General features: G+C 50.1%; 20 protein-coding genes and 1 riboswitch. Of the genes, 11 read left to right on the plus strand and 9 right to left on the minus strand.

Features of this window, described 5'->3' with window-relative positions:
- Positions 1-195: 195 nt before the first annotated feature.
- Genes L3D05_RS26440 through L3D05_RS08635 form a run of 4 tightly spaced genes read right to left on the minus strand, consistent with a single transcriptional unit; the run spans position 196 to position 1,445 of the window.
- On the minus strand, positions 196-330 hold the full coding sequence (locus L3D05_RS26440; RefSeq protein ID WP_255807413.1) for a hypothetical protein: 135 nt from the start codon (positions 328-330) through the stop codon (positions 196-198).
- A gap of 18 nt (positions 331-348) precedes the next feature.
- Positions 349-483: a hypothetical protein gene (locus L3D05_RS26445; RefSeq protein WP_255807413.1), complete on the minus strand. Its 135-nt coding sequence runs from the start codon at positions 481-483 to the stop codon at positions 349-351.
- 18 nt (positions 484-501) lie between these two features.
- The gene (locus L3D05_RS08630; RefSeq protein ID WP_239615625.1) at positions 502-738 is read right to left on the minus strand and encodes a hypothetical protein; all 237 of its coding nucleotides are present in this window, start codon (positions 736-738) and stop codon (positions 502-504) included.
- Between the two features lie 53 nt (positions 739-791).
- On the minus strand, positions 792-1,445 hold the full coding sequence (locus L3D05_RS08635; RefSeq protein WP_239615626.1) for a TetR/AcrR family transcriptional regulator: 654 nt from the start codon (positions 1,443-1,445) through the stop codon (positions 792-794).
- A 220-nt stretch (positions 1,446-1,665) separates the two neighbouring features.
- Here L3D05_RS08635 and L3D05_RS08640 point away from each other — a divergent pair, with 220 nt between their 5' ends.
- From L3D05_RS08640 to L3D05_RS08655, 4 genes are all read left to right on the plus strand, one after another.
- Entirely contained in the window at positions 1,666-2,418 is a 753-nt protein-coding gene (locus L3D05_RS08640) for an SDR family NAD(P)-dependent oxidoreductase (protein WP_239615627.1), read from the plus strand.
- Between the two features lie 166 nt (positions 2,419-2,584).
- On the plus strand, positions 2,585-3,406 hold the full coding sequence (locus L3D05_RS08645; RefSeq protein WP_239615628.1) for a CAP domain-containing protein: 822 nt from the start codon (positions 2,585-2,587) through the stop codon (positions 3,404-3,406).
- 193 nt (positions 3,407-3,599) lie between these two features.
- Entirely contained in the window at positions 3,600-4,655 is a 1,056-nt protein-coding gene (locus L3D05_RS08650) for a glycoside hydrolase family 53 protein (RefSeq protein WP_239615629.1), read from the plus strand.
- 132 nt (positions 4,656-4,787) lie between these two features.
- The gene (locus L3D05_RS08655) at positions 4,788-5,639 is read left to right on the plus strand and encodes an AraC family transcriptional regulator (protein ID WP_239615630.1); all 852 of its coding nucleotides are present in this window, start codon (positions 4,788-4,790) and stop codon (positions 5,637-5,639) included.
- A gap of 16 nt (positions 5,640-5,655) precedes the next feature.
- On the opposite strand, the gene L3D05_RS08660 is transcribed toward L3D05_RS08655, so the two are convergent.
- Positions 5,656-6,546, minus strand: coding sequence for a LysR family transcriptional regulator (locus L3D05_RS08660; RefSeq protein WP_239615631.1), 891 nt, complete (start codon positions 6,544-6,546; stop codon positions 5,656-5,658).
- Between the two features lie 129 nt (positions 6,547-6,675).
- On the opposite strand from L3D05_RS08660, the gene L3D05_RS08665 reads away from it, so the two are divergent.
- The 3 genes from L3D05_RS08665 to L3D05_RS08675 all read left to right on the plus strand — a co-directional run bounded on the left by L3D05_RS08665 (position 6,676) and on the right by L3D05_RS08675 (position 10,965).
- Complete coding sequence (locus tag L3D05_RS08665) at positions 6,676-7,743, plus strand: branched-chain amino acid aminotransferase (protein ID WP_239615632.1); 1,068 nt, start codon at positions 6,676-6,678, stop codon at positions 7,741-7,743.
- 158 nt (positions 7,744-7,901) lie between these two features.
- A riboswitch (cyclic di-GMP riboswitch) is annotated at positions 7,902-7,988 on the plus strand.
- Between the two features lie 76 nt (positions 7,989-8,064).
- Positions 8,065-9,903, plus strand: coding sequence for a FapA family protein (locus L3D05_RS08670; RefSeq protein ID WP_239615633.1), 1,839 nt, complete (start codon positions 8,065-8,067; stop codon positions 9,901-9,903).
- A 54-nt stretch (positions 9,904-9,957) separates the two neighbouring features.
- A complete protein-coding gene (locus L3D05_RS08675; protein ID WP_239615634.1) occupies positions 9,958-10,965 on the plus strand; it encodes an HD-GYP domain-containing protein in 1,008 nt (335 codons plus the stop codon).
- 71 nt (positions 10,966-11,036) lie between these two features.
- Here L3D05_RS08675 and L3D05_RS08680 read toward each other — a convergent pair whose 3' ends face one another.
- Complete coding sequence (locus tag L3D05_RS08680; protein WP_239615635.1) at positions 11,037-11,867, minus strand: carbohydrate ABC transporter permease; 831 nt, start codon at positions 11,865-11,867, stop codon at positions 11,037-11,039.
- Positions 11,867-12,757 (minus strand): carbohydrate ABC transporter permease, encoded by an 891-nt coding sequence (locus L3D05_RS08685; protein ID WP_239615636.1) that lies wholly within the window; start codon positions 12,755-12,757, stop codon positions 11,867-11,869. The genes L3D05_RS08680 and L3D05_RS08685 overlap by 1 nt, the downstream gene beginning before the upstream one ends.
- Before the next feature lie 161 nt (positions 12,758-12,918).
- Here L3D05_RS08685 and L3D05_RS08690 point away from each other — a divergent pair, with 161 nt between their 5' ends.
- The 4 genes from L3D05_RS08690 to L3D05_RS08705 all read left to right on the plus strand — a co-directional run bounded on the left by L3D05_RS08690 (position 12,919) and on the right by L3D05_RS08705 (position 20,044).
- Positions 12,919-14,766, plus strand: a complete 1,848-nt coding sequence (locus L3D05_RS08690; RefSeq protein ID WP_239615637.1) for a sensor histidine kinase — start codon at positions 12,919-12,921, stop codon at positions 14,764-14,766.
- A complete protein-coding gene (locus L3D05_RS08695; RefSeq protein WP_239615945.1) occupies positions 14,759-16,399 on the plus strand; it encodes a response regulator transcription factor in 1,641 nt (546 codons plus the stop codon). The genes L3D05_RS08690 and L3D05_RS08695 overlap by 8 nt, the downstream gene beginning before the upstream one ends.
- Before the next feature lie 130 nt (positions 16,400-16,529).
- The gene (locus L3D05_RS08700) at positions 16,530-17,843 is read left to right on the plus strand and encodes an ABC transporter substrate-binding protein (protein ID WP_239615638.1); all 1,314 of its coding nucleotides are present in this window, start codon (positions 16,530-16,532) and stop codon (positions 17,841-17,843) included.
- Between the two features lie 89 nt (positions 17,844-17,932).
- Positions 17,933-20,044 carry a glycoside hydrolase family 36 protein gene (locus L3D05_RS08705; protein ID WP_239615639.1) on the plus strand — a complete coding sequence of 704 codons (2,112 nt, stop codon included), beginning with the start codon at positions 17,933-17,935 and terminating at the stop codon, positions 20,042-20,044.
- Positions 20,045-20,138: 94 nt separating this feature from the next.
- Here the strand turns inward: L3D05_RS08705 and L3D05_RS08710 are convergent, their stop codons facing one another.
- Positions 20,139-20,825 carry a class I SAM-dependent methyltransferase gene (locus L3D05_RS08710; RefSeq protein WP_239615640.1) on the minus strand — a complete coding sequence of 229 codons (687 nt, stop codon included), beginning with the start codon at positions 20,823-20,825 and terminating at the stop codon, positions 20,139-20,141.
- A complete protein-coding gene (locus tag L3D05_RS08715) occupies positions 20,818-21,819 on the minus strand; it encodes a MerR family transcriptional regulator (protein WP_239615641.1) in 1,002 nt (333 codons plus the stop codon). Before L3D05_RS08715 ends, L3D05_RS08710 begins: the two co-directional genes overlap by 8 nt.
- Between the last annotated feature and the right edge of the window lie 57 nt (positions 21,820-21,876).

Raw genomic sequence — 21,876 nt, forward strand, 5'->3', positions numbered from 1 at the left:
GCCGCTCTATCGAAGAAGGTAAAAGCCAAAAGGCAAGCAGCCGCGTATGTCGGTTGCTTGCCTTTTCTTAGACGTATCGTTACTATCGTTGAGCCGCAACAGCCTCACTTGAAGCACGAAGGCCAAAAAAGTGCCTACATTGAGCCGCAACAGCCTCGCTTGAAGCACGAAGGCCAAAAAAGTGCCTTCATTGCGTCACAACAGCCTCGCTTGAAGCACGAAGGCTAAAAAAGTGTCTTCATTGAGCCGCAACAGCCTTTCTTGAAGCACGAAGGCCAAAAAAGTGCCTACATTGAGCCGCAACAGCCTCGCTTGAAGCACGAAGGCCAAAAAAGTGCCTTCATTGCGTCACAACAGCCTCGCTTGAAGCACGAAGGCTAAAAAAGTGTCTTCATTGAGCCGCAACAGCCTTTCTTGAAGCACGAAGGCCAAAAAAGTGCCTACATTGAGCCGCAACAGCCTCGCTTGAAGCACGAAGGCCAAAAAAGTGCCTTCATTGCGTCACAACAGCCTCGCTTGAAGCACGAAGGCTAAAAAAGTGTCTTCATTGAGCCGCAACAGCCTTTCTTGAAGCACGAAGGCCAAAAAAGTGCCTACATTGAGCCGCAACAGCCTCGCTTGAAGCACGAAGGCTAAAAAAGTGCCTACATTGAGCCACAACAGCCTTTCTTGAAGCACGAAGGCCAAAAAAGTGCCTTCACTGAGCCGCAACAGCCTCACTTGAAGTACGAAGGCCAAAAAAGTGCCTTCATTGCGCCGTAGCAGCCTAGGGAAACCTAAGTAGTAACGATTTATTTAGCTCTTAAATATTCAAGCATGATTTTCTTCAGAATGGCGAGCTGCTGATCGGATTCCAGATCGGATACGAACGTCAGGATGTTATTGTGCAAGGAAAGTTTTCTGGAGAATATCCCGCATACGTTGATGACGGTGGTCAAGGTTTCTGGGATCGGCAGATCGGACCGAATCGATCCATCCGAGATTCCGTCTTCGATGATCTTCTGGAATTCGCGCGAGATAGATCGGTACAACGTGTTGAAACTTTCGATATCCTCCAACGGCTCCGGAGAATGCGCGGCATAGCTTTCGAAATCCTCCATGAACTTAATGCTTGCTTGATCAGGCTGCTGAAGCTGGGAGATGAAAAAGTCGAGCAGTTTCTCGATCTTCTCCAAGCAACTAACGGGAGTCGTCGCAATAGAACGAAAGGCTTCATGAACCGTCTCGATTCGTCTGACGGCGACGGCGACGATCATTTTCTCCTTCTTGGGAAAATACCTGAACAAAGTCGCGATGCCGATATTCGCTTCCTTGGCGACATCCTGCATCGTTGTTTTCTCAATGCCTTTGAGGATAAACACAGTTTCGGCTGAGGCAAGAATATGTAATAGACGTTGTTGTTTGTTATCGTTTCGTTCCTGTTGATATCTTGTTTTCGGATCCATTCGCGCTCGAACCTTTCCTGTGTTCCATTGGTTACGAGTATTATAGCCTTCGCATTCCCTCGTTCACAAGATAGGTTTGATATTTGATCTAAAGGTGGTATAATAAATATCGTAGTGATAGTCAAACTATCATCGCGTAAGATATCGCTTAGGTTGGGCGAACAGTTGTCTATTCTATTTGATTGTACGAATTTAGAAACATCACCTAGGAGGCCAAACCATGGGAATGCTGAATAACAAAGTTGCGATTGTTACGGGTGCGGGAAGTGGAATGGGACGCGAAGAAGCGTTGTTGTTCGCTAAGGAAGGCGCCAAGGTTGTTGCTACCGATATTAACGAAGCTGCCGTTCAGGCTGTCGTGAAAGAAATAGAAGCAAGCGGCGGAGAAGCGATCTCTTTCTCGCATAACGTGGCTACGGAAGAAGAGTGGACTAAGGTAGTCGACGGTACGATCCAGAAGTACGGCAAAGTAGATATTCTGGTCAACAATGCGGGGATTTCCCACGCGGCCGGCTTGCTGGAAACGACTGTCGAGCAGTGGAATAAAGTGCTTAACATCAACCTGACAAGCGTATTTCTAGGGATGAAATACGTCATTCCGCATATGCGCGACAACAAGGGCGGTTCGATCGTAAACATCTCGTCCATCGCGGGTTTAACCGGTGGTAGCGGCGCTGGAGCTTACACCGCTTCCAAGGGTGGCGTTCGCATGCTCACCAAAGCGGCCGCGGTCGATTTCGGAAAGGATAATATCCGGGTCAACTCGGTTCACCCAGGGTTTATTGAAACGCCGATGAGCGCGGAATTCGTCAATAACGAACAGATGCTTCAATGGTTCCTCTCTCAGACCGCATTGCCAAGAGTCGGCCGCGCGTCCGAAGTGGCTGAAGCGGTGTTGTTCTTGGCCTCCGATGCGGCATCTTACCTGACCGGTATCGAGCTGCCTGTCGATGGCGGCGTAACCGCGAAATAATATCTTTTCTCGTATGGGAACATAAACGCAAGCAAAAAATCCTTATCTGCTCATGTCCGAGCCGATGAGGATTTTTTTTGTTTTCCGGCGGCAACGGGATTTGAATATTGGCATGTTTTCGTGAGAAAGGGGGAAATTATAATCATCCAGATAAGGGGGACAGCTAATGAAACGAATAGTCATGGTATTTTGCTTGGTCTTACTGCTGGCGGGATGCGGATCTTACAATCGGCAAGCTACTCCGATGAGGACACACTCCAAGCAATCGGAATTGTTGCCGCGTTCGCATATCAGCTCGGTAGAGACGAATCTCCCTGTTAACAAGCATAACGTTCAGGGTAACGAGTCTATCTCGGATATCGCCGCGCGTTATCATGTAGATATTGACGAGTTGTTACGCCTCAATCCGGGTTTGAAGGAGCAACTCGGCGGCAATGCGAATCCAAACGGCAATGCGAATGGCAATACGAACCCAAATGGCAATGCGAATCCAAACGGTAATTCCAATACAAGCGGCGGCAATCAAACCCAAGCGCCTAACGACAACCTGAACAGTCCGCTTCCGAAGGACCAAAAGGTGACGCTTCCGGCCAATGAGAGCATGGACGGCTATGAGAAACAAGTATTGGCGTTGACGAATCAGGAAAGACAGAAGGCGGGGCTATCGGCTTGCGCGGGAGACGACTCCAGTCTTAATCGTTCGGCGAGAGCCAAATCCCAAGACATGGCCGCAAACAATTATTTCTCGCATGATTCTCCTACGTATGGCGACCCTTTTGCGATGATGAGGAGTTTCGGCGTACAGTACCAATCGGCAGGCGAAAATATCGCCATGGGCCAACCGACCCCGGAAGAGGTCGTGAAGTCGTGGATGAATTCGGAAGGACACCGGAAGAACATTCTGAACGGCTCCTTCACGCACTTGGGCGTCGGATACATCGTGCAGAACGGCAAAGCTTACTGGACCCAGCAATTTATCGGCAAATAGTTGGTGGGATTAGATGCAGAGCCATCCTTATGGGGTGGCTCTTATTGATGTCCGGCATAATATTCTTATATCGTTCTCAAGGTTTTGTTATATATAAAATCAGATTTAGCTCATCTATACTTGGGGGGGAAGCTGGCAGCAAAGATCGGCGGAGCCGGTTCCTTGCCAACTAGAATGGGAGAGAGTGAGAACGATGACGATAGAAAAGACTTTTCTTAAAGGGATGGATATTTCATTCGTGGATGAGATAGAGACGGCGGGCGGCGCCTATTACGATAATGGGCAAAAGCGGGACGTACTCGATATTCTGCAAGAGAATGGCGTGAACTCGGCAAGGCTGCGACTATGGAATGAACCGAAGTACGATTACGTCAATTTGAAAAAAACAAAAGAGATGGCAAAGCGGATTAAGAAGAAGGGAATGCACTTCCTACTCGATTTCCACTATTCCGACTACTGGGCCGATCCGGGCAAACAATTCAAACCGAAGGCCTGGGAAGGGCTGTCTTTCCCCGAGCTTGCCTCAGCCGTTAGAGAGTTCACGCGGAACGTGATCGCGGAGTTGAAAGAGCAAGGAACGCTGCCGGACATGATCCAGATCGGTAATGAGATCACGAACGGAATGATATGGATGGACGGGCGCGTGGACGGAGAGTGGAACACGGATCAGCAATGGCGCAATCTTGCAGAATTGGTCCAAGCCGGAATCTCTGGGTTGAACGAAGCGTTGGATGAGGGGGAGAAGGTTCCGGTCATGATCCACGTCGACCGGGGTGGCGATAATGAAGGAAGCCGTTATTTCTACGACCGGTTATTCAAGTTAGGCGTCGATTTCGATATTATCGGACTCTCGTACTATTCCTGGTGGCATGGCACGCTGGATCAATTGAAGGAAAACCTCGATGACCTGGCCAGCCGATACGGCAAGGATATCGTCGTCGTCGAAGTGGCATACCCATGGACGATGACGCCTCCGGACGATAAGTCCCTTATTTTCAATACGGAAGATTGGCTGTGTCCGGGTTACCCTGCGAGTCCGGAAGGGCAAGAGGCTTTTCTTCGGACGCTTATGGATATGATTAAGTCCACGCCGGACAATCGAGGCATCGGCATCTACTACTGGGAACCGTGCTGGATTCCATCTAAATCGCAGTGGTCCGTGGAACACGAGAACAACTGGTCCAATCTGACGATGTTCGATTATGCGGGGAATAAATTGGATTCGCTGCGTGTTTTCAAGGATGAATAGATTGTTACGAGGGAAGCTTCCAACAAGGGGGCTTCTTTTCTCGTCCGACAACCTCTGCGAATGTTCAACCGGAGGAAAGATTATTATAATTAGGTTGAGCATGACTATCCGAATGACGGGATGAGGGACAGGATGAACTGGGACAACGAGAATAAGAGATTCGTGTTTACCTCTCTGGAACGTTCTCTCCCCGTATATATAGAGAGCATCGGTTATAGCGCATGGGAGCTTATATTTACAAGGCCGGAGGGGTATCCTTACTTTCATTGGCTTCAAACGGTAAGAGGAGAAGGAGTGTTCATTCATTCGGGTGAGCGCATTGCGATGACTCCCGGTAAAGGGGTATTGCTGACGCCGTTTACGCCGCATTCCTATTTTCCGGCATCGGACCAGTGGTCGACCGTCTATATTACGTTCGGCGGGGCGGCAGTCGATCCGATTCTGGATTCCTTGGATATGAACATGTCCGCCGTATATACCGATACTCAGCTATCGATATCGGACTTAATAGGGCTCATGCTGCAGAAGGTCGATGTGGATTCCGAGTTTTCCAGGCTCGAATCGTCCAAGGAGCTATATCATTTTCTAATTATGCTCAAGAAGTTCGGCATGCGTAACGATCGGCCGTCCTTGTCCCAAACCTTCGATAAAGTTCGCCCGGTCGTCCAATGGTTAAAAAGAAACTATTCGAATAACATCGGACTGTCCGAAATGGCAGAGCATGCCGGGATGAGCGTTTCGTATTTAAGCGAGCTATTCCAGCAAGCGTTCGGGATGAGCCCGTATTCTTTCCTTATCCAACTGCGGATTCGGGAATCCAAGCATATTATGATCACGAACCCGAATCTCCCATTGAAAGAGGTTGCCGCGCGAACGGGCTTTAACGATGTTAGTCATTTCGTCGCCACTTTTCGGAAGAAGGAAGGAGTCACGCCCGCCAAGTATAGAAATCTATACCTGTCTTCGGAAGGCGAGACATCGTGAACCGGAGAAGCGAAGGTTAGCCGACGAACATGTCCATGAAATGGCGGGCGGTCTTCGAGAGGTGACGATCCCTCAGCCAGATAATCCCGACATCGCTTTGGAATTCGGCGTTCGCAATCGTTAATTGCTTAATGTGGGGGGAAGCGAAGGAGCTCATAACCGATTCAGGCAAAATGGCAACCCCGATCCCGGAGGCGACGAGCGATGCGGTAATGGATACACTGGAGCACTCGCTAATAATTCGGGGCTCCAAGCCATGCTGCTTGAATTCGTGGAACACTCGATCGTGCATTCCCGTCGTCCTATCGGTCTTAAGCGTAAGGAATGGAAAGCGGGCCAGCTCCTGAAGGGTAATCGTTCGTTGGTTTGCCGAATCGCACCATTCGCTCGGAAGCAAAGCGACGAACGGGTCGGAAGGCAGAGGCAATACGGAATAGTGCTGCGATTGAAAATCGGATTGAAAAGGCAGGCGCGTCACGATTAGCTCCAGATCGCGGCTTTCGAGTAGCTCGCCTAACAGGAAATGGTCTCCTTCTTGGATTTTGAAGGTGACTTGCGGATAGTTCATCGTGAACTGTCGTATGGCCGGGGGCAATAAGGAAATACAAGAGACGACGGCTCCGATGGAGAGCACGCCTTGAACACCTTCGCCTAGCTCTTGAACGTAGGTGATGGTCTCATCGAACTGATTCAAGAGAGAGATCGCTCTCTGACGAAGAAGCTCTCCGGCTTGAGTAAGCTGTAATTGCTTCCCGTTGCGATCGAACAGCACTACGCCGAGCTCTTGCTCCATGAGCTTAAGCTGACGGCTTAACGGGGGTTGCTCCATGTTCAGCTGCTTCGCCGCGCGGGTAATTTGCCCCTCGTTCGCGATAGCCAGGAAGTAACGCAGTTGGCGCATGTCCATTCGAGTAATGGCTCCCTTCGCTTCCATACCTTAAAGGTATGGATAACCGACAAAACAGATATTATCAATATACTTAATGCTCTGCTATCATTCAACTATAAGCGAAAATAGTAAGGAGAAGATGTTCGAATGGGCCTCAAGATAACAGTAGAGCGTACCTCTGCTCCCAAGCAAAAGCCGGAAACGTCAAAACTCAGCTTTGGTAAGTATTTCACCGATCACATGTTCATCATGGATTACGATGCGGGTATGGGGTGGCATGACCCTCGGATCGTTCCTTATCAGCCGATCTCGTTAGATCCGGCAGCCAAAGTGTTCCATTATGGACAAACCGTATTCGAAGGAATGAAAGCGTATAAAACGCCGGAAGGTCCGGTTCTGATGTTCCGTCCCTTCAAGAACCTGCAGCGTCTTAATCGCTCGAATGCCCGCCTAAGCATCCCTTCCCTAGACGAGGATTTGGTCATGGAAGCGCTGAAGCAGCTGATCAGAGTGGATGAGGATTGGATTCCTTCCGAGCAAGGGACATCTCTGTATATCCGTCCTTTTGTCATCTCTACGCAAGCGACATTGGGCGTATCGCCGTCCGAGAAATATTATTTCATGATCATTTTGTCGCCGGTCGGTTCTTACTACGAAGAAGGAATTAATCCGGTCAGCATATACGTGGAGTCGGAATATGTCCGAGCCGTTACCGGCGGGGTTGGCAATGCCAAGACCGGTGGGAATTATGCGGCAGGACTTAAAGCGCAGCAAGAAGCTACCGAAAAAGGGTATTCGCAAGTGCTGTGGTTGGACGGCGTTCATCGGAAATACATCGAGGAAGTCGGCAGCATGAACGTGTTCTTCAAGGTCGGGGGCAAGGTCATCACGCCTGCGCTCAACGGGAGCATATTGGACGGCGTAACCCGGGATTCGGTCATCCGGGTGCTCAAGCACTGGAACATTGAAGTCGAGGAGAAAACGATCTCCATAGACGAGTTGGTGGAAGCTTACCAGAACGGCACGTTGGAGGAAGCGTTCGGAACGGGTACGGCAGCCGTCATATCTCCGATCGGAGAGTTGAACTGGCAAGGCGACAAGCTGACGCTGAACGGCGGTCAAACCGGTCCCCTCTCCTCGAGAGTGTACGATTTCATGACCGGCATGCAGCGCGGCATCATCGACGATCCGTTCGGCTGGATCGTGAAGCTGTAGCCCCATTAAATCGGGCTTATTGTAGAGAAAATGGCGGTTGTCGATAAACTTCTTGTAAAAAGTGAGACTATAGTCTTATAATAAATTTGAATCGTTTGTGTATAAAGGCACATTTTTTCACATAAATAACAGCATTTTTCATACATCAACGACACGCATGCACGAAAAGGCAAACCTTTTGAAAAAAAGGGACGCAAAGCTATGGGCCTAAGGAACTGAAGTTCTATGGTCGCCAAGCTGCCGAATGGGGCGTTAGGCATCTTCCATTCGGAAGGTGTCTTTTTTATTGTTTGCAGAATTTCTCCTCGAGAGGTGTAGATTTTGAAGAAACAGATCACCGAGTCAGAGTTACGAACGCTGATTCATCAATTGAACATCGATCGCGACAACGAGTTGGCGGAAGGGGAGCTCGACGACCCGCCGAGTAAGCAGGCCGGAACGATTCGTATTCGCAATCAGCAGATTTCCGTCCAGGACCCGACGGGAGGCGGGGAGCGCGCCGTCATCTATCCGATGAGCCCAGTCAAGCTGTACGTCAACGATGAGGAGGTGCTTTGCGAGTCTCCGGTCAAGGCTGCGGATCGGGTTACTTGGAAGGTTGAAGAGCTGCCCTTGTTTGAGATCACGATAAGCGAAGACAAGATGTTCGCATACTTGCTTGTACATGCGATAGAGCGCTATGCGACCACGCTCGTCGATGCGGGTCCCGCTCAGCGTGTTATCGTAAGGGCGCAGGATGACGAGAAACTTGTACTGAAGACGGTACAACTTGCGGACGTTATTTCCGAGCTTGAAGCAAAGTCGGTCAAAGCGAGAATCGAATTCGCGGCCATTCAGCGAGAACTGCTGGAACCGACGTATAAGCCGATTGTCGTAGCGAGTGGCAAAGAGCCAGTGGACGGACAGGATGCCAAGCTCGAAATCTACTTCCCTCAGCAGGTAACGAGCGAATTTTTCGAAGTAGAGGGCTCGATCGATTATCGCAATCACCTGCGGATTCCCACCGTGCAGAAGGACGAGGTCATGGCACGGAAAATTCCGATGCAGGAGGGGGTGGCCGGCTACGACGTCCTCGGGAATCTAACGTTGCCCACTCCGCCGAAGGATATCTTCATCATGGGAAAGCCAACCGTGGAATTGACGTCCGACGGAGTCGTCATCGCCAAAGCGCAAGGAAGACCAAGAGTTACTGGCGGCAAAATTAAAACGTTCGACGTGTCTACCGCGTATGTCGTCTCCGGCAACGTGGAAATCGCTACCGGGAACATCGTCTTCTCGGGCGACGTTGTCGTCTACGGCGATGTGACGGACAATATGATTATCGAGTCGTTGGGCAACGTTTACATATACGGCAATGTGTTTAATTCAACGATTACGGCTACGGGAAGCATCAACGTGAGGGGCAATGTTGTTGCCAGCAAGCTATATTCGGGTTATTTTGGCGTGTTGTTCAACCGTCTCTATCATACTTCGAAGCTGCTTTGCGACTATATCGAGAAGCTGCTGGCGGCTTCCAGAATGCTGGAGCAAGCTTTGGAGGCTAAGAGGCAAAGCGTGCGCTACGGGCAGATCGTCCAGCTTCTCTTGGAAACGAAGATGAAAGAGATCGTACCGACTATTAAAGAGCTTCACGTGGTCATCTCCAATATTCAGCATATTAAGCAATCGGAATACGAGAAGCTGAAGGATCTGTCGAATATTTTCTCGAAGCCTACCAAGCTAATCGAGTCGGCGACTTACGAATATGTTCAGAGCTTTCTCGCCTTGTTGCAGGATACCCACAAAGAAGTGGCCAGGATGCAGGAAGAGAACGTGGAGATCAGTATAAGCCAGAGCCAGAACAGCGAATTGAAATCGAACGGGGATATTGTGGTCCATCGCGATGGCGTGTTGCTTTGTGAGCTATTCTCGGCCAGAAACATCGTTTTTCATTCCAGCCATTCGATCTGCAGAGGCTCCCGGCTCGAAGCTGGCGACAGTATTCTGGCGAAAATCATCGGCGGGCAGACAGGGGCTATCTCCGTCCTGAAAGCCAAACGTAAAGTCCAAGTGCATAAAATGTATTCGGGCAGAGTGTGTATCGGGAAATACTGCAAGGATTTTTTCGAGCCCATTGATCAGGTTACTTTCGACATTCAAATACTGAAGAGAAACGGATAAAGGTTCATTTCGAGAACAAAATTCATATAAAGAAAAATGCTTGGTGGGGTGAATATGCCGCTTTCGCGACAGAAAGTATACATAGGAATGCGGGTTAACAAAAATATTTATAACGACCAGGGTACTCTAATCGTCCCGAATATGCGCGTGCTGACGGACAGGGAAGTTCAATTACTTAATCGGCAGGGAGTGACGTTGTCCGATCAGGATGTCGAGCCGGTTCAGCTAACCCATCTCATTGAATCAACGATCCGGGAAGTTCGCGAGTTGTTCGCTTTTGCCAAGCAGACGGATCGGATTCCCTATAAGGACGTGCAGAGCAAGATCATACCTATGATCCTTGCCATGAGCACTCACCCGAATCTGAATCAAATTCTATTTTACCTTGAAGTTCATGACGAGTACGTCTATCGGCATAGCATTGCCGTGGCTCTGCTGTCTAAGCTGATCGGCAAGGCGCGGGGCTTCGACGATCAGCAAACGCTGGAGCTGATGACGGCGGGTTTCCTCCACGATATCGGGAAATCCCGCGTTCCTAGCGCGATTCTGAACAAACCGGGCAAGTTGACGGAAGAAGAGTTCGCCATCGTGAAGGAGCATACGCTACACGGCTTCGAGATCTTGAGAAACTCGGTTGGCTTGCCCGAGCGCCATGCTTACGTGGCGCTTCAGCACCATGAGCGCGAAGACGGGAGCGGTTATCCGTTCGGCCTGAAGGCGAACCAAATCGACGTATACAGCAAGATTGTCGCTGTAGCCGACGTGTTTCACGCGATGGTGTCCAAGAGGGTATATAAAAGCGCGCTGCCGCTCTATCAGGTTCTGAAGGAGTTGTCGGACAATGTTTACGGAACGCTGGAGCCGGCCATTACGCTAAGTTTTCTCAAGAGAATCATGGATATTCTGATCGGCAACGAGGTGGTGTTGTCGGATGGAAGAGAGGGGAAAATCGTCATGGTGAGCGCTCAGGACCCCATCCGGCCGATCGTGGAGGTCGAGGGAGAATACATCGATCTGAGCAAACGTCGGGATATTACGCTGGACAAAATTGTTTCCGAGTAGCTTAAGCGCAAATGCAAAAACAGGTCGCATCAGGAGAGGGTTTCCCTTGGATGCGACCTGTTTTTGTTTTTTTAACCTTTTACAGCGCCGGCGACGACGCCTTTCACGATGAACTTCTGCAAGAAGATGAACACGATGATGGATGGCAGCACGGCCATGACCATGGCAGTCATCGCATATTGCCAGTCCGACGTGTATTGGCCTACGAACGTGTAGGCAGCGAGCGTCAGCGTCTTCGTGGACGGCGAGCCGTTGACCATCAAGAGCGGGAGCAGGAAGTCATTCCAAATCCACATGACGTCGATAATGATGATCGTAGTCGTAACCGACTTAAGGAGCGGGAAGATGACGCTGAAGAACAAGCGGAATCCGGATGCTCCGTCGATCGTCGCGCTCTCGTCGATTTCCTTAGGTATTCCCTTCACGAAGCCGTGATAGATGAATACCGCGAGGGGAGCGCCGAAGCCCCAGTAAAGCAAACCGAGTCCCCATGTGCTGTTGTTGAGATGGATGTCCTGAGCCAGACGAAGCACGGTCAACATGATCGACTGGAAAGGGATCAACATCGGCATTATGCAGATCACGTACAAGACGGCGCTAAACCGGCTTTTCGTCCTAGATAGCTTATAGGCAGCAATCGAAGAGACGAGGATAATACCCGCTAGCCCGACTACCGTAATAATCGTATTGTTCAGGAACAGCCGCGGATAGTTAATGAACGACCATACATAGGAATAGTTCTCGAAAGCCAACTGCTTCGGAAGAGCGACAACATCGCTCATCACTTCGCTGAAACTCTTGAGCGAGTTGTTAATCGCCAAGAACAGCGGATACAGGAAGAGGATCGAGAGAAGCACCATGACGATTTCGAGTGCGATGCGCCCTGCTCTGCTGCTTTTCATTAGGCTTCGACCTCCCTTCTTTTGAAGAGCGTCAGTTGAATTAGAGTTACGATCAATACGGCTACGAACAGGATAAGCGCTTTGGCCGTACCGTATCCGAACATATTGTTCTGGAACGTATCTCTGTAGATATCGTAAGCGACGCTATAGGTTGTTCCGCCGGGACCGCCGCCCGTCAAGGAGAGGATCACGTCGAAAACTTTGATGGAGTTGGTTAAAGCCATGAATACGGATATCGTAATCGATGGCGCAAGCAGCGGCAGCGTGATGCTGATAAACCGGCGGAACGGGCCTGCTCCGTCGACGGTTGCCGCTTCCTTCAAATCTTCGGGCACCGACTGCAAGCCGGCAATGTAGATAACCATGTAGAACCCGATGGATTGCCAGATGGAGACGAGCACGATGGATATGAACGCGAGCCCGGGTTCCCCTAGCCAACTCAGCTTGAATATTCCCCACCCCGTGCTAGCCCCGAGCGATTCGAAGCCTTGCATGAAGATGAACTTCCAGATGAATCCGACAATAACGAGACTTAAGATGTATGGAATGAAAAAAGCGGTTCTCAGCCACGTGGAGCTCTTGAGCTTCATGTCTAGAATGACGGCCAGCCCGATCGCGAGCACGTTGACGAGAACGATGTACAGAATCGCATATTTCACGGTGAACCATGCCGCACTCGTAAAGTTGGCATCACCCATGAAAATTTGCTTGAAGTTGTCCAGCCCGATGAACTTCGGATGTTTGGATATCCCGTTCCATTTCAACAACGAGTATCGAATGGTCATGGCAAAGGGAATATAGAAGGCAATGGCGATACAGATAAGCACCGGCAAAGTGAAGACGCCGAACTCAAGCTTTTCGCTCCATTTTCTTCCTAACTTTTTAAACATATAAGCACCTCTCTTAGTCCCATTTAGTTGCCCCGATAGGACATGACGGTAGGGTATCTACTATACTGAGTATTATAAAACAGTCTTTTTGCCGCAAAAAATGGATTTAAGAAATCATTTAAGGGTAAAAAGGTGAACGGAATGAGGTGGCTCGGAGACAGATGCACAACTTAAAGCAATTAATCAGAAGGTTAGTCAGATCGGCGGCTTCCCTGTACGAACGAATTTCGAGGAGATTGGTGAACAAGCTTATTCTGTTGTTTACCTCGATCATTATTCTTGTCGTGGCGTCTCTGACCATTATTTCGTATCAGATTTTACAGAAGGAATCGGTCGATAATAGCATCTCCAGCACGACGAATAACTTACTCTTGGTCAATCAGAACTTGGAAGGGTACTTGGAAGGCATCGAGCAATTATCATTGCCGCAAATCAAGTATGATGAGTTGAATTATGCTCTTGTTCACGAGAAAAACGATTATTCTTCCAGAATGTATTTGGAGGATTATTTGCGTAATTTGTATTTTTCCCGCAAGGATCTGAACACGATCTGCCTCTATCTGGTCGATAGGCAGAAGTATTATTCCATTTCGAAGGAGAATTATAACATCACGGTACGCACGGGTTCTATTCCGGATATGGGGAGTTTGCCGTGGTACAAGGATGTATTAGAAAGTCCCACGAGCAGCCTGTTTCAATCTTTAATCGGTGCGGCGCCAGCGACCGGTTATGCCATCGATACGAGTGGCAGCTTCATTGCGTATCACAGGGTTCTGCGAACGATCGTAACCCGCAAACCGCAAGCGGTGCTTTCGTTCTACTTCGATAAGTCGGCGGTCAACGATATACTCAAGGACGTCCCGTTCAACGAGGGACAGCATCTGTTGTTTCTAGACCCGGACGACGAGGTTTTCTATACCGATGATCTGGATTACTACGATGCTACGAAAAAAGCCGGATTCATTGAACAGCTCAAGATCAACCCTGCGGGTCGAGTAACATGGGTGCAAGGCGACCGCAAGGACCTTGTCGTCTATGACGTAGGGAAAACGATGGGCTGGAAGCTGATCAAGCCGATTCCTTACAAGCAAATATACGAAGCGGCGACGACGACCCGGAATTTAAGCTTCATGATCGGCTTTATATTCCTTCTGATATCCGTCGTGCTCGTCACTTTTACTTCGAACGCCATCACAAGGCCGCTCAAGAAGCTATCCCATCAGATGAGCCGCTTCAGCTCCGGGGATTTCGAGGCGGTGGCGCAGGTAAAGGGGCGGGACGAGATCGCGTATCTTTCCCGGCATTTTAACCAAATGGTAAAGAGAACGAATGATTTGATCAATGAACGGTACAAAATGAAGCTAGTCGAGAAAAACGCGATCCTTAAAGCTTTGGAAGCCGAGATCAATCCGCACTTTCTTTACAATGCGCTGCAGGCGATTTCTACCAAAGCGTTGAAGAATGACCGTTACGACATCGCGGAGATGATTGATGCGCTTGCGTTGACGCTCCGATATTGCATCAGCGGCAAAGATGTCGTATTCGCCAGGGAAGAGCTGAAGCATATCGAACGCTATTTGGCATTGCAGAAGGCCCGGTTTGGCGATCGGTTGCAGATTCAGTATGATTGGGACGAAACGCTTATGGATGTAAAGCTTCCGAAGCTGTCTATTCAGACGCTCGTCGAGAATTCGATCAAGCACGCTCTGGAGATCGTATCGAGTCCGGTAACGATCACGATATCGGCGCGTATGGAGTTAAGCCAATACGTCATTATCGTCCATGACGATGGGCCCGGATTCGAGAAAGGCAAGCTCGAAGCCGTATTGCAATCTTTCCGAAGCGACTGGGAAGAGCGGAATCAAGATAACGAAAGCATTGGATTGGTTAACTTGAACACTCGCTTGAAGCTGCTTTACGGAGAAGGCGCCGAGTTGCGCATACGGACGGATCAATCGGGGACGCAAATGGAAATGCGGTTACCGCGGGGGAGTGGCTATGATGGTTAACGTTCTAATTATTGATGACGAAGAACCTTTGCGTGAAGCCATCCGCATATTGGGCGATTGGGATGGATTAGGAGTCGGGCAGGTCCTCGAAGCGACGAACGGGCAAATGGGATTGGCGATGCTGGCGGAGCACCGAATCGATCTGGCCATCGTCGATATGAAGATGCCGGAGCTCAACGGAATGGAGCTGCTGCAGATTATCGAGCGGGACTATCCCGATTTATTGACGATCGTCATCAGCGGATACAACGATTTCGAATATACGAGACAGGCTATACGTTCCAAAGTGGTGGATTACTTGCTGAAGCCGGTCAATCGGACGGATCTGAACCAAGCGCTATTGAAGGCAATTAATGTGTTACAGGCCAAGCGGAAGATGGAGAGTGAATCCATCAGCAAGAACATTACGCTGAATATGTCTTTGCCCAAGCTGAAAGAAAAAATTTATCTCTCGATTATCGAACGAAGCAACAAAAATCCATTAAGCGATGCGATGCTCCCCTTAATCGGTGCGGACAATCCAGCGAACCGCTTTTCCGTGGTCGTCATTCGGGTGCTTAACTTAGAGGAGATTAGCGATACCCGGTTTAACAAAGATGTGGACCTGCTGCATTTCGCGATCTCGAATGTTATCAACGAGATCACGGGAGATGATTATCAAATCTTCAGCTTCGCCAATCCGAAGCTGGAGCGAGAGATGATAACCGTCTTTACGATGAAAGGCGGTTATCGGGAGGACATGGTTTTCCGTTCCGTTCATCAGATGAAGAGGGTCGTCGTAACGTTGGACGAGCTGTTCGGTACGCTCGTAGCCGTCGGGATAGGCGAAATTTGCGACGATGTAATGAAGCTCTCTTTCTCTTATGAATCCGCTAAGACGGCCATTAACGGAATCGATTTGCTCAAATTGAATAAGGCAGTCGTCGTGAATAACGTCCCGGAAATAAACCTGAGTTCGGATAACCATTCGCTTATTGGCCGAATCCCGCTTATTCGGGGCGCCTTGGAGAATGGGAATTTGTCGCATGCCAAGAGCATTCTAGACGATTACGTCATGAAGTGGAGAACGGGAGAAATGTTCAGCATCGGCGAAGCGGACCGGGCTTTGCAGGAATTCGTCATTCTGATGAACGATATGGCTATAGATCTGAAGGTGGCGCCCGAAAGATTGCCGATCAGCGGTCAAAACTCCCTGCGGGATATCGGGATCGGAGCGGATTTCGCGAATTTCGATCAGTACGAGAAGTTGCTCCTTCGCCTGTTGGATTACTACGGGAATGAAATACGCGGTTCGTTAACGGCCAACCGACCGTTCGATGTCGGGGATATTAAGGCGTATATCGACAACCATTACTTCGAGGACATCAAAATTTCTCTCTTCACGGAGAAATACTATTTAAGCAGGGAATACTTGATGAAGCTCTTCAAGCTGCAGTTCGGAGTCGGCATTCACGAGTATGTACAGAAGGTGAGAATGGACAAGGCCAAGCTGCTGCTAGACGATCCGACCTTGAAAATACAAGACATCTCCGCGATGCTCGGCTATAAAGATAAGAACTACTTTAGCAAAGCTTTCCGCAATTACTATTCCGTGTCGCCGACGGAGTATCGGGATACGCAGACGAATGGATAAAAAGTGAACAAGCCGCATTCGACCACTTTTTTACCCTTAACTCTTCACTAATGTACATTCTTATCCTCCGGGTTTTTATTTAGAATAGGCATCGTAGTCGAATTTCAACAAATGAAACGGGGGCAATACAATGTTAAAAAGATTTAGCGCTGTGTCCATTAGTTTGGTGCTAATGGTGGGAATACTTGCTGCATGCGGCAACAACAATAACGCTGCCAACAATGGCGGTGCAACCGGGACGCCGGAAGGTGGCGATTCCTCTAAAGCGGTCACGATTAACATGTTCACTGCCTCTCCTGAATACACGGACGCTTTCAATGCTTATATCGCCGAATATAAGAAAGTTAAGCCTAACGTAACGATTAACTTAGAGATCATGCAAGCCGACTACAATACGGTTCTGAAATCGAGAATCGCAGCCGGCACTACGCCGGATGTATTCCAGACGACGGCTGGCGGAGATATCGATACTTTCGCTGAATACAGCGCGGACTTAACGAATGAGCCGCTTGCTGCGGCTATGACGGATGCGGTTCGTTCGAACATGAGCTCCACTGACGGCAAGGTTCTCGGACTTCCGATCAAAGGAAACCTGTTCGTGCTCATGTACAACAAGAAATTGCTAGCCGATGCAGGGATCGCGAACCCGCCTAAGACAACTGCTGAGCTTGCTGACGCGATCACTAAGCTGGAAGCCAAAGGCATTACGCCATTCGCTAACGCGTACAAAGAGTGGTGGGTATGGAAACATATCGCGCAACACTTCGTTGACGCTGCTGCACAAGATGCGAACATCACTCCGAAAGAGCTTGTCGATCAATTCATCGCAGGCGAAACAACTTTCAAAGACCACCCGGTTCTGTACAATAACTTCTTCAGCTTTATCGACCAAACGGTTAAACACGGAACAGACAAACCGCTTGAGCGCGATAGCAATGCTGAAGTAAGCGACTTTGCTTCCGGCAAAGCGGCATTCATGACCGGTAAAGGCGCATGGGACGAAGAAGCGATCAAGAAAATCAACCCTGATTTCCAACTGGGCATCGCAGGATATCCGGTTAGCGATAAAGCCGAGCAATCCCAAATTATCACGGGTGCGGATCAAGCTTTGCGCATCAACAAAGATTCCAAAGTAGCTAAAGAAACGATCGAGTTCTTTAACTGGCTGTATACTTCGGACTACGGCAAATCGTGGTTCTCTACGGTAGCGAAAGTTATTCCTCCGATCAAAGATGCTCCAATGCCGGATCTGGATATGCCTAAGCAAATGGAAGAAATCTTGAAAACGGAGAAATCCGGAGACCTGTCCGTAAACTACTCGCTCGATACTTTCCACCAGAAGTTCGGCGAATTGATGCAGGCCTACATTGGCGGCAGCAAAACAAAAGACCAAGCGGTCGATGAAATTCAGAAAGCATGGATCCAATTCGGTTCTGCTGAATAAGAAACCCAACCCAGCCTCCAATACCACCTAACCGTGGGGTTGGAGGCTTTGTTTGTTAGGATGGATGAGACAGGAAGGAAGTGACCGAGTTGAGCAAAGCTATTGAAATATCGGAAAACGGGCTTCATTTGCGGTTTGAGATTACGGATGCGGGAGACGTCAGATTGCTTCATTTTGGAGCGGAGCCGATGGCACCGGACGTCGTCAAAGAAGATCAAAAGGCGGGATTCCGCCTAATGGAGCTGCAATTAACCGGGGAAGATCGCGCGGAATATCATGGTCGGACGCATCGGGCAACCTACCCGGGCTTACGGATGGTCTATGAATGGCATATCGATACCCGTAACGAGACGGGACGCAAGTTCGAACTGTTCCTGAACGATCCGGTGACCGGGCTGCAGGCGGCACAACACTTTCAGTTCTATGACGGCGTTCAAACGGTTCGTTGCTGGACCGTGCTTAAGAACTCGGGCGCGGAGCCGGTAGGAGTGGAGTATGTTTCTTCGTTTGCCTTAACCGGTTTGGACAAGGAAGGCATCGAGGATCGCGATGAGAAGATGGAAATTTCCCTCGCCCATAACGGCTGGCAAAGCGAGCTGCAATGGAGAACGTACAAGCTTCCCGAGCTTGGGTTGTCACATGTCATTGATAGGGGATCGAAGCGAGTGTCCTGCAGCAATACCGGCTCTTGGTCCGCATCGGAGCATATTCCGATGGCGGTGCTGGAGAATAAGGAAGCGGGCTCGAGCCTTTTCTGGCAAATCGAACATAACGGTTCTTGGCATTGGGAAATCATCGATCAAGTCGATCTGCTGACATTGCTGATCAGCGGTCCGACCGAACATGATAACCATTGGTGGAAAAAGCTTCAGCCCGGAGAGGAATTCGTCTCCGTCCCGGTGGCCGTCGGCGCAGTAAGCGGCGGATTCGAACAAGCTATCGCGCAGTTGACGACCTACAGACGCCGAATCCGCAGGGACAACGCCGACAATCGCGAGCTTCGGGTTATTTTCAACGATTACATGAATTGCTTGTGGGGATCGCCGACGACGGCTAAGCTTCTGCCGTTGATCGATGCCGCGGCAGAGGTGGGCTGCGAGTATTTCTGCATCGATGCAGGCTGGTATGCGCCGGGCGAATGGTGGGACGGAGTCGGGGAATGGCTGCCATCGGCGGAGAGATTCCCGGAAGGGATTAAATACGTGCTCGACTATATTCGCGGCAAGGGGATGATTCCGGGCTTATGGCTGGAGCTTGAAGTCATGGGCATTAACAGTCCGAAGCTGGCGGATGCGGATGATAGCTGGTTCTTCATGAGGCATGGCGTACGGGTGAAGGATCGCAGTCGCTATCAGCTCGATTACCGCAATCCAGCGGTCATCGCCCATTCGAACGAAGTCATCCGCCGGCTGGTCGAAGATTACGGAGTCGGCTATATTAAGATGGATTACAACATCAATGCCGGCATCGGAACCGAAGCTGCCTCCGATAGCGTTGGGGATGGATTGCTTCAGCATAATCGGGCCTACTTGGCTTGGCTCGACGGAATCTTCCAGCGTTATCCGGATTTGGTCATCGAGAATTGTTCGAGCGGCGGCATGAGGATGGATTACGCCATGCTGAGCCGTCATAGCATACAGTCTACGAGCGACCAAGAGGATTATGTTAACTACGCAGCCATCGCGGCAAGCTCTCCGGCGGCGCTGACGCCTGAACAATCCGCGATATGGTCGTACCCTCTGCGGGAGGGCGATGACGAGGAAGTTATCTTCAACATGGTGAACGCGTTGCTTCTTCGCGTGCATCAGAGCGGCCACTTGGCGGAATTAAGTCCGCGGCGCAGAGAATTGGTCAAGGAAGCGCTCGATTATTACAAGACGATCCGGCAGGATATTCGCGAGGCGCTTCCTTTCTGGCCGCTTGGGTTACCTACGCAACAGGACGATTGGGTGAGCTTTGGCCTCCGCCATCAGGATCGCGTTTACTTGGCGGTATGGAGAATCGGCGGAGACGAAGCGGAGGTGCGACTGCCGCTCGCGCAGCTTGCCGGTCTGCAGACGAACGTTCGCTGCGCTTATCCGCAGGGCGTAAATACCGACTGGAGCTGGAACGACGAGAGCGGGGCGTTGACGGTTCGACTGCCGTCCGCGAAGACGGCGCGGTTGTTCGAATTTGGCGTGGCTAACTGCTTAAGATATTAACTGTATTTTTACAGTTATTGATTGTTCCGTTATACAAGATCAATAAGGAGCTTCCCCTATCTCGATATGGGGAGGCTCCTTTTTCTCATTCGTATTACAACTGAAGCCACCAAACGCCAGCGCATTCGGGTAAACGGACAAGCTGTTGCTCGACGACTCTTGCGGCGAGTTCATCGCCGAAGAAGAAGCGGGCCAACCGCTCGGCCTGTTGCACATCGTCGAAGGAGTAGTCCGTTCGGATCCAGCGGTGGGAGAAGCCGTAGGTTTCGACTAGCTTGGCATAATAAGGCCGCAGGAAATCGGGAGCGGATGGAGATTCATGGCCCGTGCCCAACGTTTCGAAAATAATGACCGTTCCCCCGGGGCGAAGCACGCGTTTGATCTCGGAGATGATCTTGTCTAAGTTGTTTGCCCAATCCGTGACGTCCGTATTGGTTAAGTAACTGATACTCCATCCCGAGACGATAAGGTCTGCGCTTTGATCGGGAAGCGGGAGCTGGCGATGATCGGCTACTTGAATCGTCCAGTTGGTCAGACCTGCTTCGCGCAGTCGGTTAGCCGTCACATGAAGCATAGCCTCGGAGGCATCAAGCGCGACGATGGTTCCGGCCTCAGGCGCGAGTAAGGCCGTAAGCCTTCCCGTGCCTGCCCCCATGTCAACGATGTCCAGTCCTCCGTTGGGTCTGATTCCCTCGATAACCTCTTTTAAGTTCGGTTGGCAAGCGATTAATTCGTGATATTGCAACGCTTCCTGCTTATAGATACTATCGTGATCAGGCATGATGGCGATCCTCCTTATAGGCGTAAATAATATGAAGCCATTCGTTCATAGGTTGAATGGTCGTACGGTAACCGTGCTTCTCGAACCAGTCCGTCAGCGTTAGGACGGAGGGGTACTCCTGTTTACCGCTAGGTTTCTCATTCGATTCCATGAGATCGGCGATGCAGATGCGTCCTCCGGGTTTAAGCACCCTGCGCATCTCATCCAAAGCGAGCCATTGCTGTTCATCTGCGAGATGGTGGAATGCAAAGCTGGATACGACGAAATCAAACTGCTCTCCCAGGTAGGGAAGCGCTAGGAAGTTTCCGATTCTTGTCTCCAGCGCGGGATGTTTCTTCTGGCACAAGCGCAGCATTTCTTTGGACTGATCGACACCCGACATGGCGGCTCCTCGTTCCATTAATCGAGACGCAAGATTACCTGTCCCAGTCCCGATGTCTAATCCCCGTTCATTACGAGCGGGTTGAACCCGCTGCACGATGAGATCCAATGCTTGATCGTAATCCGCATAGTTGCCCGCATTGGTAGCTACCCGTTCGTCGTGGGTCGGAGCGAGTTGGTTGAATCCCCACGTATCCTTCCAGCTGCTTCGTTGCTCCCTGAGTTTACGAGACTCTTGGGCTAGCAAGAAAATATGGTCTAGCGGCAATGATTGCTCGGCTTTGAGCAGATCGATCATATGGTCGGTCGTCTCTATTACTTGTTTGATCTGCAGCCACTCGGACATCATGACCGATCTTTGGAGCTCCAGGTAGTATTGCAGCTCTTCCCTATCGTTCTCGTCCCATTTTTCCAAAGCCTGCTTGATATCCGCCAAGGACATCCCGGCTTCCCGGAGGGAGACGATCGTCTGTAATCTCCACACGTCCTGCTCGGTGAAGGTGCGGTAACGGTTGTCCGGTTGCTTGGAGGGTGATAGGAGACCCTTAAGTTCATAGAAACGTACCGCTCTTGGCGTAATGTTCAGCTTATTGGCGACTTCTTTGATTTGCACGTCAATCACCCCGTATTCCCATTGTAAACGTTGTCGTTGCGTTAATGTAAAGGGGTC

Origin of the sequence: Cohnella mopanensis, assembly GCF_022352055.1 — a bacterium.
Taxonomy (GTDB): domain Bacteria; phylum Bacillota; class Bacilli; order Paenibacillales; family Paenibacillaceae; genus Cohnella; species Cohnella mopanensis.